Origin of the sequence: Chitinophaga sp., assembly GCF_039596455.1 — a bacterium.
Taxonomy (GTDB): Bacteria; Bacteroidota; Bacteroidia; order Chitinophagales; family Chitinophagaceae; genus Chitinophaga.
Window position 1 is genome coordinate 25,296 of the sequence record NZ_JBCNJR010000003.1, and the last position, 16,659, is coordinate 41,954.

Annotated in this window: 14 protein-coding genes; 3 read left to right on the plus strand and 11 right to left on the minus strand. The window is 53.2% G+C overall.

Annotated elements, in window-relative coordinates; genetic code table 11:
* The gene (locus tag ABDW36_RS13050; RefSeq protein WP_343702347.1) at positions 1-1,080 is read left to right on the plus strand and encodes a histidine kinase; all 1,080 of its coding nucleotides are present in this window, start codon (positions 1-3) and stop codon (positions 1,078-1,080) included.
* On the plus strand, positions 1,077-1,835 hold the full coding sequence (locus ABDW36_RS13055; RefSeq protein WP_343702348.1) for a LytTR family DNA-binding domain-containing protein: 759 nt from the start codon (positions 1,077-1,079) through the stop codon (positions 1,833-1,835). Before ABDW36_RS13050 ends, ABDW36_RS13055 begins: the two co-directional genes overlap by 4 nt.
* A 6-nt stretch (positions 1,836-1,841) precedes the next feature.
* Here ABDW36_RS13055 and ABDW36_RS13060 read toward each other — a convergent pair whose 3' ends face one another.
* The 10 genes from ABDW36_RS13060 to ABDW36_RS13105 form a co-directional block, all read right to left on the minus strand.
* Positions 1,842-2,141: a SelT/SelW/SelH family protein gene (locus tag ABDW36_RS13060; protein WP_343702349.1), complete on the minus strand. Its 300-nt coding sequence runs from the start codon at positions 2,139-2,141 to the stop codon at positions 1,842-1,844.
* A gap of 11 nt (positions 2,142-2,152) precedes the next feature.
* Positions 2,153-2,818, minus strand: a complete 666-nt coding sequence (gene rpiA / locus ABDW36_RS13065) for a ribose-5-phosphate isomerase RpiA (protein ID WP_343702350.1) — start codon at positions 2,816-2,818, stop codon at positions 2,153-2,155.
* 35 nt (positions 2,819-2,853) lie between these two features.
* Positions 2,854-4,788 carry a heparinase II/III family protein gene (locus ABDW36_RS13070; RefSeq protein ID WP_343702351.1) on the minus strand — a complete coding sequence of 645 codons (1,935 nt, stop codon included), beginning with the start codon at positions 4,786-4,788 and terminating at the stop codon, positions 2,854-2,856.
* A 30-nt stretch (positions 4,789-4,818) separates the two neighbouring features.
* Positions 4,819-6,021: an alginate lyase family protein gene (locus ABDW36_RS13075; RefSeq protein WP_343702352.1), complete on the minus strand. Its 1,203-nt coding sequence runs from the start codon at positions 6,019-6,021 to the stop codon at positions 4,819-4,821.
* Between the two features lie 95 nt (positions 6,022-6,116).
* Entirely contained in the window at positions 6,117-7,100 is a 984-nt protein-coding gene (locus ABDW36_RS13080; protein ID WP_343702353.1) for a DUF4466 family protein, read from the minus strand.
* An 11-nt stretch (positions 7,101-7,111) separates the two neighbouring features.
* Complete coding sequence (locus tag ABDW36_RS13085; RefSeq protein WP_343702354.1) at positions 7,112-7,516, minus strand: hypothetical protein; 405 nt, start codon at positions 7,514-7,516, stop codon at positions 7,112-7,114.
* Positions 7,517-7,547: 31 nt separating this feature from the next.
* On the minus strand, positions 7,548-9,395 hold the full coding sequence (locus ABDW36_RS13090) for a RagB/SusD family nutrient uptake outer membrane protein (RefSeq protein ID WP_343702355.1): 1,848 nt from the start codon (positions 9,393-9,395) through the stop codon (positions 7,548-7,550).
* Between the two features lie 10 nt (positions 9,396-9,405).
* A complete protein-coding gene (locus ABDW36_RS13095; protein ID WP_343702356.1) occupies positions 9,406-12,480 on the minus strand; it encodes a TonB-dependent receptor in 3,075 nt (1,024 codons plus the stop codon).
* A gap of 670 nt (positions 12,481-13,150) precedes the next feature.
* Positions 13,151-13,918 carry a LytTR family DNA-binding domain-containing protein gene (locus ABDW36_RS13100; protein WP_343702357.1) on the minus strand — a complete coding sequence of 256 codons (768 nt, stop codon included), beginning with the start codon at positions 13,916-13,918 and terminating at the stop codon, positions 13,151-13,153.
* Positions 13,899-14,882 carry a sensor histidine kinase gene (locus ABDW36_RS13105; protein WP_343702358.1) on the minus strand — a complete coding sequence of 328 codons (984 nt, stop codon included), beginning with the start codon at positions 14,880-14,882 and terminating at the stop codon, positions 13,899-13,901. The genes ABDW36_RS13100 and ABDW36_RS13105 overlap by 20 nt, the downstream gene beginning before the upstream one ends.
* A 345-nt stretch (positions 14,883-15,227) precedes the next feature.
* Here ABDW36_RS13105 and ABDW36_RS13110 point away from each other — a divergent pair, with 345 nt between their 5' ends.
* A complete protein-coding gene (locus ABDW36_RS13110) occupies positions 15,228-16,037 on the plus strand; it encodes a hypothetical protein (RefSeq protein ID WP_343702359.1) in 810 nt (269 codons plus the stop codon).
* An 18-nt stretch (positions 16,038-16,055) separates the two neighbouring features.
* Here ABDW36_RS13110 and ABDW36_RS13115 read toward each other — a convergent pair whose 3' ends face one another.
* The gene (locus ABDW36_RS13115) at positions 16,056-16,415 is read right to left on the minus strand and encodes a nuclear transport factor 2 family protein (RefSeq protein ID WP_343702360.1); all 360 of its coding nucleotides are present in this window, start codon (positions 16,413-16,415) and stop codon (positions 16,056-16,058) included.
* Positions 16,416-16,659 lie beyond the last annotated feature (244 nt).

Here is a 16,659-nt window from a genome sequence, read left to right on the forward strand (position 1 = left end):
ATGGATTTTCAAAAGAATGAAAGGCTATTCTCAAGCAGCGTGTTCAAATACCTGGTGCGGATACTCATCTTGTATATTTTCAGCACCATCTTCAAATCTTTTGATCTCAGCTTTACGGAAGCCATTGGCGTGTTTAACCTGCGCGGCCAGGTATTCAGCCTGTTTTACGTGATATATGGCCTGCTGGCCTGGGAAGGCGCTGTGCTGCTGGCCTGGGTGGCGGAAAAAAAAGCGGCTCGCCGCAAGCCTTCAGGCAGAGTGATGATCATGGGCATAACACTGCTGCTGTACGGCCTGCTGGTATCTTTCCTTTACAGCTTCATCTACGCCTGGTCAGACATCCTGCTGTTTGGCCGTTACGAAGCCTGGGAAAGCGCCTCCGCTTTCAGCTATGACCTGAACTTCGGCACCTTCATGTTTTACCTGCTGCTGCTCACCTTTAACGGCATCATCTATTATTACAGGGGCTGGCAGGAATACCAGCTGCAAACCGAAAGGCTGATGCGGGAAAATATACAGGCCAAGTACGATGCGCTGCGCAACCAGATAGACCCTCATTTCTTTTTCAACTCGCTCAGCGTGCTCACCAACCTGGTGTATAAAAGCCCTGATATTGCGGCAGACTACATCACCCAGCTGGCCAAAACCTACCGCTATATTCTCGACAAAAAATTTGAGAACCTGGTGCCCATACAGGTAGAGCTTGATTTCCTGGAATCTTACCTCTTCCTGATCCGCATCCGCCACCGTGACAGTATCCGTTTTAATATGGAGCTGGATGACAAGGTGGTGCAGAAAGGCATGATACCCCCGGCTACACTGCAGCTGCTGGTAGAGAACGCCATCAAGCACAACCGGTTCTCCGTGAATGATCCCCTGCTGATCACATTAAAAAGCGAAGACAATTCCCTCACGCTCAGCAACCGCATCAATGCGCGCGTGCTGCCGGAAAGCGCGTCTTCCGGCATAGGGCTGGAAAACATCCGTAAACGGTATGAGCTGACCATGGGAAAAAGCATAGCTGTAGAGCGCAGCAACGATTCGTTTATTGTTAAAGTACCAGTGATTTATACGCTATGAAAGTGGTAATTTTTGAAGACGAAATGCATAACGCGGAGCGGCTGATACAGCTGCTGCACAAGTATGACCCCGGCATTACGGTAACGGCCATTATTGAATCTGTGGCCCAGGGCCTGGCATGGATGGAAGAGCGCCAGCCGGTAGACCTGATGCTGATGGACATACAGCTGTCTGACGGCAACTGTTTTGAGCTGTTCAGCCAGAAAGAGGTGCATACGCCCATTATCTTCACCACGGCGTATGATGGCTTTGCCTTGCAGGCCTTCAAGGTGAACAGCATTGACTACCTGATGAAGCCGATAGATCTCAAAGACCTCAGCAAAGCGCTGAAAAAATACGAGCAGTTCAAGCCTGCCCCGCAATACAATCTTGATATTTCACAGATAGCGGAGGCTTTTATGCGGCGTGACCATACACGTTTTATTGGCCGGCTCAACAACCAGCTCATTTATGTAAAGGCCAAGGAAATAGCCTACCTGCAATTCACCAAAGGCGCCACCTGGGCCACCACCTTTTCAGGGCAGCGCATGCCGCTTGACTATTCCCTGGACCAGGTGGAGAAGCTGCTGGACAAACACGTGTTTTTTCGCATCAACCGCCAGTTCATCATTCACATAGACGCCATTAAAAAAATTACGGCGTATTACAACAGCCGGCTGATACTCCAGCTGAACCCGGCCATTGAAGAAGACGTGATCATCAGCCGGGAAAGGGTGGCCGATTTCAAGAGCTGGCTGGAAAACAGCCACGCATAATACCCGTTATGGCCGGGCTTCCGGCTTACGGTCTGCATGCCCCAGGCTCTTACCGGGGTTTACGCGGTCTCGCACCTGTTGTTTGAGTTCTTTTACGTCAGGGAAATGCCCGTCACGCTTGCGGTCAAAGATCACCTCATTGTTCAGGAGCACCTGGTAGCTGCCGGCTATTTCAGACGGGCGCAGCGTAACGCCGCCCAGGTCTTCTTCAAAGGTGGTAAGCAGTTCCTGCGCCATGTAGGCGGCCCGCAGCAGCCAGCCGCATTTGGGGCAGTATGATATGGTGATGTCTGGTTTCATGTTCATAAAAATACTATTCAGTTATCAAAAATCCTTACGGTATTGCCCTCTCCCATAATGACGCGGGAGGCGATGCCTGCAAAAAGCCCGTGCTCCACTACCCCTACAATATTGTTCAGCTCCGCGTCAAGCTGCTGCACATCTTTGATCAGGCCAAAATCCGCGTCAATAATGTGATTGCCTTCTTCCGTCACAAAAAGCTTTCCTTCCTTCTGCCGCAGCTCACCGGGCACGCCCAGCTGCCGCATCACGTACGCGGCAGCGTCAGGTACAACCTCTACCGGCACCCAGAATTTGCCTAGAGCAGCCACCCGCTTGGAGGAATCTGCAATGATCACCACCCGCCGGGATTTGACGGCTACGATCTTTTCTTTCAACAAGGCCCCGCCGCCGCCCTTGATCAGATGGAGGCTTTCCGTAAACTCGTCCGCCCCGTCTATGGTGAGATCAATAGTGCCTGCCGCGCCAATGCCCAGCAGGGGAATATTGTACTGTTGGGCCAGGACGGCGGTTTGCGCGGAGGTAGGCACTGCCTGTATGCACAGCCCATCCTTTACCCGGCGGCCAATGGCATGAACAGCACAGGCAGCAGTGGAGCCGGTGCCCAGGCCAATGATCATGCCCGGTTGTACCAGCTCTACCGCTGCCTGCGCTGCATTTTCTTTTTCAATATCAGACTGCATGGGCGTTTATTTCCGTAAAAATAAACTATATGCCGTTAACGGGGCGCAATGGTGAGCTTCACCTCCCCTGCCGCGGCGGGGTTTACCGCCTCCAGGTTGATGCGGTAGATGCGCTCTCCCCACTGGCGTTTCACGCCCTGGTCTTCTTCATTGTTCATCGGCACCTGTTCTACCTTGACCGTGAACTTTGCAGCAGGATAACGCACGTAGAAATCCTGCTCCGCATGCACCACCAGCGTGCCGGGCTGCACCACTTCCACGGGGAAGCAGGTCATCAGATGCTGCGTATAACCCTGCATGTTATCTGTTTTAAACACGTCTTTCACCTCCACGTTTTTACCCTTGTTGAGCCGGACGCTGCGCTTCCACTGGCTGATGCCGGCCTCTTTCGGGTAGGAGGCGGCAATGTCCATGCTGATCTCGCTATACCCTTTCCCGTTTTTATAGGCTACGTCAGTAGCTTTAAAGGAAGGGCCGGGCTGTTGCGGCCGGCCGTTAACGGTGGGCACGTTGTGGTAATCCGAGCGGTTGAACCATACATCGTAACGCTGGCTGCTGAAGGTACGGGCAGTGTAAGTGCCGCTGCCGATGTCTATCAGTACGGGTTTGCCGTTGTAGTATACAATGTAGTTCCCGATGTCGTTATGGTTATGGCTTTCATCGTTATTCCCGCCTTTGGCGGCCACGTAGAAACCGTCTGTGCGCCCGGCATGGTCACGTGCGGCCATTACCTGCAGGTCTGGCCACCACACGTCCGCAGGCAGCGGCAGGCCTTTGGCGGCGCTGTTAAGCTCATCCTGCATAAAAAGCGAGAAGAAGTTGCGGAAAAACTGAAAGCGGCCAATGCTGCCCTTCGCATCATCCTGTATGTAGAAGGCGCCGAACTTCATCATGTCCGGGTCTTTGATGTCTTTGCCATAACGGTATATCATGCTGGCAGCCATGCCGGGTTTGGGTACGGCATCGGCAAAATTGAGGAAGTAGGTGTCACTGATCTGCGCTTTGTAAATGAACTGGCCCATGTTGCGGAACTTGGGGCTGCTGTACATGTAACTGAAAGCATTGTTGGTAGCCAGGTTGAGCATGGACACGTTATCGTACAGGGAAGCGGCGGCCGCGCCCCAGTAGCCGGGGCCTTCGTCACAACCGCCGTCTGCCGGGTAAGGGTTGAGGAAATTGTCCAGCACGCCCAGCAGCTTGTGTACGGCAGCCGCCCTTTTGCTATCATCTTTCTCCAGCAGCAGCACGGCGTTGAGCCAGTTGGAGCAGATCCAGGGGTTCCAGTTGTTGGGGCGCCGGCCCGCGGCGTTGCTGCCCATCCAGCCATGATGATTGGTCATGAGCGGCACAAAAATACGGCGGTTGGTTTCATAGTAAATGCGTTTCCGGATCTGGGGAGACACCTCATCCAGCTTGGCTCCCAGGTAATAGTCCACCCAGGCCAGGAAGGTAGCCGTTTCCGCGGCAAACAGGTCCACAAAAGGAGCCGTAACGTCTACCAACCCCTTGTACTGCGCGCCGCGCGGCAGGTGCGCATTGACGCCCCAGAAGGATTCTTCGCAAACAGACCACACACCGTTAACGATGGGGTCAATGAAGCGGCCCTTGTTCTCAAAAATTTCAGCCAGCAGCAATGTGCCCAACACCTGGCGCTTCTGGAAGCTGATGGCCTCATACTCGCTGCGGTTGCCGCTGCGCGCAATGAGCAGCGATTTGGTGGCGGGTATGCCGGGCCACACATAGTTGATATATCCTTCCGCTTTGGCAATGAGCGCCTTGCCGGCCTCCTGGTCTGCCCTGGCCCAAGCCTCCCTGTTTTGCAAGCGGGGAAAGGGCTCCCAGCGTGCTTGCGGGGTAAGCAGCTGTTGCAGCTTTGCAACATCGTATTTACCGCTCAGCAGGTCTTTTTCCTGTGCGGCAGCCAGCAGGCTGCCGGTGATGAGCAGCATGAACATCCATATTGTTTTCATGATATCAGGGTCTTTTCTGGTTTTAAAAAGTTAGAAGGTCCAGCCCGCCAGCTGGAGCATGTAATCATCTTTTACCTGCCCACGCTGCTGCCACAGCGGTGCGAGGTTGAGCTGCGGGTACTTCTGACCGGCTACGGCAGCCAGCTCCAGGTAGGTGGAATAGTCTGCCGGCTTGATCTGCTGATGCTCCCACGGCTTTTTACCGGCGGCATAGGGCAGCATCCATGTAAACGCTTTCTGAATGCCTTTGCGGCCCGGAGATTCATAGTGCCAAAGGTCTATGTTCACATTTTCCGCCAGCAGCGCCAGCTCAAAAAAACCTTTCAGGTTCATGGAAGAATAGCTCCAGGAAAGCGTGCGCGCCAGCTCATGCGGCTGGCTGCCGTCTTCTTTCAGCTGGCTTTCTATGCGGGACATGGTTTGCTCCTGCAGTATTTGCCGGGCCAGTTGCGGCTGGCCGGTAAACAGGGCTATGGACACGGTCTGTACATCGTACCAGGTGCCGTGGTTGTTATGCTCGTCCGCCTCATCCAGCCCGATGGGGCTGTTCCGCATCCATTGCAGGAACTGTGCGTACCATGCCTGTATAGCCTTGTAATCTTCCGGGCGCAGGGCGGTGGAGTTTTTCAGGAGCTGAATGCCGTCTATCAGTTTGGCAAGATTGTGCGTATCTATCAGGCCTATCCCCCTGCCTTTTGTTCTGCCGGGAATGGCCTGACCATAGTTAAGATGAGGGTTCATGCGGGTGGCCTCATCTATGAACCAGGTACGCAGCAGCGCGGCGGCTTTATCGGCATAGGCCTCCTTGCCGGTGTAATACCAGGCCAGGCCCAGCGTCAGCACGTCTTTGCACAGGGCATTGTGGTATTCCGCATCCCGGATGGAAAAGCGCTCCGGGTTCACCTGGCCGTCTTTCCGGATATAGGGCAAACCGTCTGCCTTCGTAGAATCAGGCCACCAGTAAGGGCCCACGCTCATATAGTCATGCTTGCTGCCGCCGGGGGGCGTTTTGCTTTTGAACACTACGGAATAAGGGCCGTTTTGCAGGGCCTTGTCTGCATTGCGCAGCAATGTTCCGAGCGCGCGTTGCAGCGTAGTGTCTCCCTGCTGCAGCCGTTGCTGCGCCTGTTGCAAAGTAGCGGGCTTGAGAAGGAAAGTAGCGGGCGGGCCGTCTGCCGCCTGTAGCGGCTGCCATAGCGCCGCACATAAAAAGACTTTCATCAGGTATTTCATAACGTGCGTGGTTTACTCAGGTACAAGATAGCGCTCGCTGCGCAGTTTTCATATTGTAAAAAGGGCCGGCCTTGTTTGAGGCCGGCCCTTTGCGGTTATTTCGCCGTATATCTTTTGATGCTGATGGTAGCCGTTTTGCCGGTATTGCTCACAGAGTTGATGAACAGGTAGGCTTTATACTTCCCGTCTGCCGTTTCTATCCACAAACCGGCCTCTTCCTTGAGGTTGAGCGCCAGGTTGGCCGCATCTTCAAAGCCCTGCTTCTGGAAATCAAGGTCATCTATGAACACCCCGAACTGCAGGCGCGCCAGCTGCTGGTCTCGCAGGTTCCAGGCACGTACCAGTTTGGTCACCTTGTTTACGCCGGCGGGCAATGTAACGCCGGGCAGGTACTGCGGGTCTGCCCCGGGTGACAAAATGGAGTGCAGGTAGTTGGTAGGCGTGCGGAACACGTATACCAGATCTATCTTGTCTGGCTGGGCGGCCGCTTCCGCCGCGGTGTACACTGCCATGTCTGCAATGGAAATGTAGCAGGCCGCATTGTCTACCACCTTCAGGTCAAGTTTCATGTCCATCGTAGACACATTGTACGGCCCCATGGAATAAGACACCGTTTCCCCGTTGCTGGCTTTGGCGCTGAACTTGAAGTTGACCGTTTTTCCGCGCGCTTCTTCCGGTACCACGTAAAAATAACGGAGGGTGGCGGCCATGGTATCCCTGGTGAAACTAACGGAGGTGGTATTGTCTTTGTTCACTGAAGGCGCTCCTACTTCCACGCCCACGTCATTCCCGCTGGCGTTGGTGTAAAAAGAGCGGTGCTCCAGGTAAGTAGTGGGCGCTCCAGCAATGGAGGCCTCTACCGTAGCTGATTCCAGCTTGCCCTTATCTGCAGGCAAAGCCATGGCATAGGCAAATTCTATTTTCTGACCTACCAGGTTGGGGCCCAGGGAGCGTTTGATCACATCGTTGCCCAGCCCCCCGTTAGGCTCCGGTATGGCGTATTCTTTGTCCTTACAAGCTGCCACAGACAGGAGTAAAGCAAAAAGCGCCGCTGTATATTGATAATATTTTACTGACATGGTTCCTGTTTTTATTGCTTAACGGTAATAAAAATCTTGTACGTCTTTCTCACCTGCCGGTTACCTGACACTACGGTGTACTGTTTGGGGTTGGCAAGGTCAGAGAAATCTACCTTCCCGGTAATTTTCGGGTCTAGCTTGGCGTCTGTAACCAGGGAGAACTGCGGCCAGAGGTTTTTCAGGTCTGTACCGTAAAACACTTCTACGTTAATGGTGCAGGCCGTGGTGTCTATTACCGCGTTCTTCGTTCTCACAGTCTGGAAATCTGCCCCCAGCAGTTCAAAATTGCTCACATAACATTCCGCACGGGTGGTGATCAGCAAACCATCTTCATCTACCGGTTTATCTTTGCTGCAGCTGCTCCATGCAAGAGCAACCAGCATCAGCAAAGCGGCTATAGAAATATATTTTTTCATTTCAGTCATTTTTAAAAGTTTCAGGAATCGTTTACAGCCAGGGCGTGTTCTGCGTCAGGTTCGGGTTACGGTCACGCTCGCCGGGCGGAATCCGGAAAATATAGTTCTGCTGGTACGTTCTTTCCGGCGTGTTCTGATAATAACGTTGCTGGTTGGCGCCATGCGTATCCCTGCGCCAAACGCCTGCGCTGCCCGGAGGGCCCCACACTCTTTCCAGCGCTCTCCAACGGCGCAGGTCAAAACCGCGCTGGCCTTCGCCCAGCAGCTCCACAATGCGCTCCTGCTCAATAGCGGCAAAGAACGCTTCTTTGGAAGCCGTTTTGGCGGCAGACAAAGGCGGCAGGTTGCCGCGGTGGCGTACCTTGTTCACCAGTGCAATGGCGTCTGCCTGCGGACCGCTCACTTCGTTGGTGGCTTCCGCATACATCAGGAACACATCTGCCAGGCGCATCACCGGCCAGGCGTAGTCACCGTCACTGCGGCCCTGCCCGGCGTAGTTGCGGAGGAATTTGCGGAACACATAGCCGGAGTTGTTGCCGTCCGTATTATAGGTGGTGTACTTCACACCGTCTATGGTAACGGCGGCGTTCCAGGTTTTGTAGATGAAGGGGCACCAGCCGGTTGATTTCAGGCTGATCATGCCAATGCTCATTTCATAGTCCCACATGATGGAAGACTTCATCCTGTAATCCCTGTTCAGGTAGCTCTGCGGGTTCACGGCAGAGTTGGGAGCCGTTCTGGCGCCGGGCACGTCTGTAGGGTTCATGGGAATGAGCGGCGTAACAAAATCTCCGGTAACGGTACTCTGATACCTGTCAGCAATCTCGTACCGGGGCATTACCCAGCCCTGAGAACCTTCGTGCGAGCGGCCTGCCACATCGCGCATCAGCTCTTCTCCCTGATTGGTACCGGTACCACCGTGAGGGAAGGACATGATCATTTCAGGATTACCGTTGGCCACGGGCAGGAAGAGGTAAAAATAATTGGGCAATTTCTCTGCTTTGCCCAGCTCGTCAATCTCCCCGGGCTCGCCGTTCCGGAAAAGCGTCAGCCCATAGTCGTTGATCACGCTCCGGAAATCTGCCGCGGCGGCGGTGTAGGCAGCAGTAGCGGCAGCAGCGTCTGGCACAAAACCTTCCAGCTCCGGCCATCCGAAATGGTTCCAGGAGGCCCAGTATAATTGCAGCTTGCCACGGAAAGCCAGCGCGGCCGGTTTGGAAGCACGGCCTATTTCCGGTGACTTAACGGGCAGCTTGTCAAAGGCATAAGCAAAGTCTTCCATAATGGAGTCTTTCACCTGTCCTATGGGTGTTCTTGCGAGGTTGGCTACCTCATCGTTGCTGGTAATGGTTTTACCGATGTAGGGCACGTCTCCCCACATGGAAATCAGCTTGAAATAACACATGCCGCGCAGCAGCCGCGCTTCGCCAAGAATGCGCTCCATGTTCGTCCTGGAAATGCCTTCTTTATCGATCAACAGGTTCACATTATCTATCACCCAGTTGCAACGGTTAATGCCGCCGTAGAGATAACGATACATTTTATCCCATTTGTCCGCATAACCGGTAGGGTCATAGATACCGCCAGATCCCTGGTACGCGTCTCCAAGGCGGAGGTCTGAACTGCTCACGGCGCTGCCCCGTACCCTTACATATTCTCCATGGCCCTCCATCAGGTAATCCCTGTCAAACAGGGCGCGCACGTCTGCGTAGGTACCCATAATGGCGAGGGTGGCGTCTGATTCTGTTTTCCAGAAGTTGTTCAGTTCAAGGTCTACCGTAGGCGCCTGGTCAAGCAGGTTTTTCACGCAACCGGAGGTCAATACGCCCCAGCCTGCCAGCATGCCTATCAGATATATTTTTGCAATTGATCTTTTCATTGTTTTCGTTTTAAAGCCCAACATTAATACCGGCGGAATAAGATTTATTCACGGGGTATGCATTGCTCCTGTTGCCGGTCACCTCAGGGTCAAGACCGCGGTAATTGGTGATGGTGGCAATGTTTTCCGCGGAGCCGAATATCCGGAAGGAATTGATGTGCAGCCTTTTCAGGATGTGGCCGGGAATGCTGTAGCCGACCTGGATGTTCTTTACGCGCAGATAGGCCATATTGTCCAGCCAGTAAGAAGTTTCTTCGCGGTTGCCGCCAATGCCGGCCAGGCGTGGCCAGATGCCGGAGCGGTTGTCAAGGTTCCAGGCGTTGTTCCAGTGGTCCCAGGTCCACGCATAGCGGGCGCTGGCAGGGTTGGTATTGTTGTAGTTGTTGGTCACAAAATCCTTGCGGCCGGCAGCGCCCTGCAGCAGTACGCCCAGGTCAAAGTTTTTCCAGGAGAGGTGGCCGTTCAGCGCAAAGAAAGTGGTGGGCATATCCCGCTGGAAATTGGGATAGGCTTTTTTGTCTTCCGCCGTGATCCTCCCGTCCCCGTTCAGGTCTTTCCGGAGAATATCCCCGGGAGAGGCGCCTTGCGGGGCGGCGTTATACACATCTTCCCAGGTTTGGGCAATGCCGATGTCTTCATACGTATACACGAAGTGGTAAGGCATGTCCAGGAAGGTGTAACCCTTGCCCAGGAACTCGTTCCATTTTTCCAGTCGCGTGGAGTTGTAGGAAGCGTTGGCATTGATCATATAGTTGAACTGGCCCGCCTTGTCTGTCCAGGTGAGGTTCAGCTCCACCCCTTTGTTGCGGAGGTTGCCGATGTTCCTGCGGGGCGCATCGTAGGCGCCGGTGAGGAGGATAGACATTTCAGAAGGCCGGTTCATTCCGGTGGTGAGGCGGTCATAATAGTCCAGCTCCGCCATCAGGCGGCTGTCAAAGAAGCCCAGGTCGAGACCGATATTCATGACGGAAGTGGTCTCCCAGGAAAGTGACCTGTTCACCATTTTCTTGTATACCACGCCCTTGGCTATGGTATTGTCTACAAAATAGTGGTTGCCATCCAGCGTGGTTTGCTGCTCATACCTGCCCACACCGCTGTTGTTGCCCAGCCCGCCGTAAGAAAAGCGGAGTTTGCCCTGGCTCAGTATGTTTTTGGTGAAGTTGCTGATGAAGTTCTCTTCCGTGAACCGCCAGCCAACGGCCACAGAGGGGAAAAAGCCGTACTGGCTGCCCGGCAGGAATTTGGAAGAACCATCGTAGCGGGCATTGGCTTCAAACAGGTACTTGTCGAACGCCGTATAGTTGATACGCCCGATGTAGGAACGCAGCCCTTCCGTGCCGGAGTTGCCGCCGGTGCTCTGTATCTGGGTGAGCGCCGCGTCTATTTCATGCAGCGTAGGGTGTAACCGGTCATTACGGCCGCTGCCCTGGTACCTGTCATACCAGAACTCTTCACTGTATACGAACAATGCGCTGATGTCATGGTTCCGCGCAATCTTTTTCTGGTAGCTGATACGGCCGTTGAGCATGGTTTTGTAACCGGTATTGGTGTAGTTGTTCACCCCTGCGTTATCTCCCACGTATACACGGCTGCCAAAAGCGCCTGTCTGGAAATTGTAGGCGCGGTTGGGCGTGTTGGCATTCCAGCGGAAATCGTTATAATAGTTCAGCGAATAGTCTATACGGCCGGTGAGCCCTTCAATGGGCGTCCAGTCTATGTACGCGGTGGTATTGGCCTCCTGCCGGTTCTGGCGGTTGAGGGTGTTGACATATACCGTGTAGGGGTTGTACGCCTGCGCATCTTCATTATACGCCATCACGCCGCCGTAGTAACCGGATTTCGGATCGTAGGGCAGAATGCCGGCAATGGCGTACTGCAGGTCAAACCCGGCGGTGTTGGTACTATTGTCATCCGTAAAACCGTCTTCGAGCGCATACAGGAATTTAGACCAGTTACCGTTAAAACGCACGCCGATGTTCATGTTCTTGCGCAGCTTGTAATCATAGTTGAAGCGGGCGTTGTAACGTTTGAAATCATTATTGATCTGCAGGCCTTTTTCGTCCATCACGCCGATGGAGAAGAAGAAGTTGGAATTATCTCCCCCGCCGGAAGCAGAGAGGTTGTAGTTCTGCAGCTGGCCGTTACGGCTGATGATGTCCCACCAGTCTGTATTCGGATAGCGGAGCGGGTCGATCATGCCCAGCGCCATCCACTGGTCAATGGTACCGTCTTTGAACAGCCAGTTGGAGCGCAGCTGGCCTACGGCCGCCTGGCGCTGGTGCAATGTGAGGCCGCGCGGGTAATCAGCCATAAAGTCAAAAGCTTTGGTAGGCTGGGTTACCGCATAGGTACCGTTGAAATTGAGCTGTGTTTTCTTCTGGCCCTTGCCAGATTTGGTGGTGATGAGAATAACGCCGTTGGCCGCGCGGGAACCGTATACGGAAGCGGAAGTAGCGTCTTTCAGTACGGAAATGCTTTCAATGTCATTTACGTTTACGCGGTTGATGTCTACATCAGGCATACCGTCTACCACTACCAGCGGGTTGGCGTTATTGACCGTACCCAGGCCGCGGATGATGAGATTGGCACTGTTGCGACCCGCCATGCCGGAAGATTGCGTTACCGCCAGGCCAGGTACCAGCCCTGAAAGCGCTGAAGAAGCGTTGGGCAAAGAACGGTTGGTGATGGCCTCATCTACCTTTACGGCAGATACCGCCCCCACCAGGTTCACCTTCTTTTGCGTGCCGTAACCTACCACCACTACTTCACCCAGCGCTTTCTGGTCTGATTTGAGCTGTACGGTAACCGGCGCGTTGCCGGAGAAAGCCACTTCCTGTTTGGCGTAGCCGATGAAGGAAAATTCCAGGATGCCTTCTGCGGTTGTTACTTTCAATGAAAAACTGCCGTTGGCGTCTGTAACGGTGCCTGAAGAGGTGCCCTTAAGCGCAACGGTTACGCCGGGCAACGGCGCCTGTGCTTCATCCGTTACGCGGCCCTTGATCACTCTCTCCTGTTGGAAATAAAGCCCGGGAGAGGCTTTGACGGCGGTTCCCTGCAGCAGGCCTGCCAGCGGGATACACGCCATGAATATCCACCTGACGCTCAGCCGGCGTGGGGATATTGAAATCGGTAAACAATTAAACATAACGTTCGATTTTAAGTAAGGCAAGAAAAAAGTTCCCGTTACCGTGTTGAAGCACGGCATATAGCTTATAACATCCTCTGCAGGATGCAAACGTTTGCACTCAATTGGCTGCTTTCTGTCTAATGATGATTACACGCGCATACGTGGAAAAAGATTTAAATCGTGGTTTAGTTTCAGTTTAGAAAATTGGTTTTTTCAGAGACGCTTCTTCAGAAGCCGTGTTGGAATTGGTCCCGCTACGAATGTGTCTCCATCAAAAGATTGGCGTTCGTCTCAATTATCGATTTTGTTCTTACGCAGGAATATATGCAAATCTTTGTCTGATCTGGCTTTCCGGCAGTATCTCCTCTCTTCGCTTTTTCATATAGCTACTTTTACGTTTTTCTGGCGGGGGGTCTTTTTCGCCGGTTTGTTCATCACCGGCTTTGCCTTATCGGCCCCGCATTAACATGGAATTACAATCGATTGTTATAAAACCATCTTAACGCAAAATAATACTATTTACCCATTTACAAAAAAAAGTATGGGGCGTATTTTTTACATTTAAAGTAAGGGAAATACCAGCCGGGGGAATTTATTCTGCAAACGTTTGTTCTTAATTTGTAATATCTCACTCTCCACCCAGCCACTTCTTGAAATCGTTCGCCTTGAGGCGGCTTACAATAATATCTTCGTAGGCAGCGGGTTTTACCTGTACTTTCAGTTTGCCGTTGAACCAGGTATGTACTTTTTCAATATGACGGTAGCTGACAATGAACTGGCGGTTGAGGCGGAAAAAGGATTTGGGGCTGACCTCGCCTTCAATATCATCCAGCCGTTTGTCTATAATATAGTCTTGCTGATGTTCCGTTTTGATGTACTGCATTTTGTCACGTGTATAAAAGTACGCAATATCCCCTACCGGTATGGAGATGAGGCGGGTGCCGTTGCGGGCCAGGAAGCGGTCTTTGTACGTGCCCGCTCCTTCATGCAGGCGATGGAGGAACTGGTAGATGTTTTCCGTCACTGCCTGCTGTTGCCGCTGGTGCAGGCGCCCGTACTTGGTGAGGGCGGCGGCCAGCTCTTCCTTGTTGACCGGTTTCAGCAGGTAGTCAACGCTGTTCAGCTTGAAGGCCTTCAGGGCATGCTCCTGGTAAGCGGTTACAAAAATAAGCGGAGCTTCTATCTTAACTTTTTTAAATATCTCAAAGGTCTGGCCGTCTCCCAGCTCAATGTCCAGGAAAATGAGGTCGAGCCGGGGACGTGTTTCCAGGTATTGCACGCTGGCCTCAACGCTGTCAAGGATGTGTACCACCTCTATATCCGGGTCAATGGCCGCTATGGTGCTCTTCAGCAGTTTGCCGGCAATAGCTTCATCTTCAATGATCAATACTTTCATATGGCAGGGGTTTAAGTATTGGAATGGCTACCGCAAAGCTGTTTGCAGTTTCCTCAATATGCATGTCCGGCAGCTCCAGCAACCGGAATTTTTCTTTTAAATGCAGCAGGCCTTTGCCCGTGCTTACCGCCCCGCGTTTGCGCTGGAGGTTATTGCTCACGGTGGCCCGGCCGGCTTCGGCATCGATATGAACGGTGATGTGAAGCGGGTGGGCTTTGGTGATCACATTATGTTTGACCGCGTTCTCTATCAGCATTTGCAGGCAGAGGGGCGGCACTTTGAGCCGGGCGGTGCGTTCGCTGCCGCTGATGTGGAGGTACAGGCCTTCATCGTAACGGTTCTTGAGCAGGAAGAAGAAGGCTTTGGTGAAATTCAGCTCGTCTTCCAGACTGATGAACACGTTCTCGTTCGCTTCCAGCAGGTAGCGGTATACATAGGCCAGCTCTTCCGTGAATTTGCGGGCACGCACTTTATCCAGCTCCACCAGGCCTACCAGCGTGTTGAGGGTATTGAACAGGAAATGCGGCTGTATCTGTACCTTGAGCGCGTCAAACTGGCTTTCCAGGTGCAGCCGTTTCAGCTCTTCCGCTTCGGTGACGGCGTTCTTCCATTGCTGGAAATAATAGATGCCTTCATAAACGGCTACCTGCAGCATGATGAACAGCAGTACGGTGCTGGCCGTCCAGAAATAATACCAGGCAAAATTGATCTTCACGCCCCATATGAGCGTATAGTTCTCAATGAATACCCTTACCCAGGTGAGCAGCAGTCCGTACGGCAATAACATCAGCATGGCGGTGCGCATGCGGTACCAGGAGAAAGCGAGCCCCGGTTTTTTCTTTCTGAGGGAGAGGATGACGTAACGGGTAGGCTCCCACACGGCGGCGGTGAACAGCAGGGTGAACACAATGGCCTTGGGTACCAGTAAATGTACGTTCCATGGAGAGAAAAACATCTCCAGCATAAAGAAGATAAAAAAGAAGACGCTCAGGGCGCAGTATCCGTAAACCCGGAGTTTTTTCTCAGGTATGTTCATGGCCGATACAGGTATTCCATTTGTAAAGTTGAGGAACAGGCGGCTATTTTCAAACCACCCGTGGTGAATTATTAAAAACAGGTGTTGAAATGACGGAAATGGGTGCTGAAGTGACGGGAAAGCTGCATGACCACTATTGGCGCGGGAATGGCGGCGGGCCTCTTTCCCATTCCTGCCGGGTCATCAATTTTGCCACTTCAGCAGCGTCCCGCCGCCATTCCAGCGCAAAGTCATGCCCCGGGGAAGTACACCAACCTACATTTAACAGAAAAAATGAAGCGACTTTACCTTCTCCTCCTCTGCTGCGGCCTGCTTGAAAGTACTGCCGCGCAGGTTTCTCCGCCTGCCGGCGCCGCCGCGGCGGAATATGCTTTTTCAGGCTATGCCTTGCAACACGGCATGAAAGCAGCTTTTCTGCAATACACCGACAGCGGCAGTGTGATATTTCATGAGGGCCGCGTGCTCGGCGCCCGGCAGTACTGGCAGCAAGCGCCCGCGCCAGCCGGCAAATTGCTGTGGCAACCGGTCTTTGCCTGCACTGCGGCCGATGGCAATTCAGGATTCACCACCGGCCCCTTCGAATTCCGCAAATCCCTGCAAGATAGTGTACTGGGCTGCGGACAATACAGCACCATATGGCTGAAAAACGCCAGCGGTGAGTGGCATTTCCTGGCTGACCTAGGCATCACCTATCCCACGTCACTTTTCAACCTCCGCCCGCTGCAGCAGTACAATGAACATCTGCCCTCCGCAGACACCAGCGCCACGGCTGTTGAAAACGCATTCCTGGAACAGTTCCGCCACGGGCCGCAGGCGGCTTTGCAGGCCGTGCTCCTGCCCGCGTCCTGGCTCAACATCAACGGGCAGCACCCCTTCCAGGGCCCTGCATCAATACTGGCTGCGCTCCGGCAAATGCCTCCGGATATTACCTTCACCCCGCTGGCAGGCGTAATGGCACAAAGCCGCGACCTTGCCTACATCTACGGCTATACCCTCCACGGCGGCAAGCAGGAAAGCTACCTGCGCGTATGGGCGCACACCGCCGGTGGCTGGAAGCTGCTATTACAGGTATTGAAATGGTAAACCCATTCGTATCAAGCCTCACATAAAAAACTGCTCTGAAATAATCTTGCCGTCCTTTACATGGTACACACAAAGTTCGTTGAAAGAGGAGCGCTCCCGCCCTTTCATGGTCACATCCATTTCCAGCGTAAAAGCAATAATATTGCCGGCAACCAATGGTTCAGACACCTTGATGCTATGGGTGGCCTCCAGCATACTATCAAACTTCCGGGCCTTGGCCAAATTAGCCGCCAGGCCTTTGGTCTCTTTTTCAAAACCCTCACTGGCATAAGGTTCAATGCTGACCACATCTTCTGCGTACAGTTCTTGCTGGGCGGCCTCAAACTGACCGGAGCGGCACAGTTCTACCAGCCGCGCCGCTATTTGGGGAGTATTCATAATATACCTTGTTTGATGCTTATCAAGTTAGGATTTTCGGGGCTGATCTCAAATTTGTATATAAAAACTACAGTTCAACCTGCAAATTCTACACTTGACCCCAATGCGCTTTCACATATTTCGCAGGCCCCCTACTTTTGTGCCTGCAATACCATTGATACATTCTCCTAACAACACATCTTACATCCAGGATGTTCTAATCCCAAAAAGCAAAAGCCCGGGCCTCAGCGCCCGGTCTTCTCTT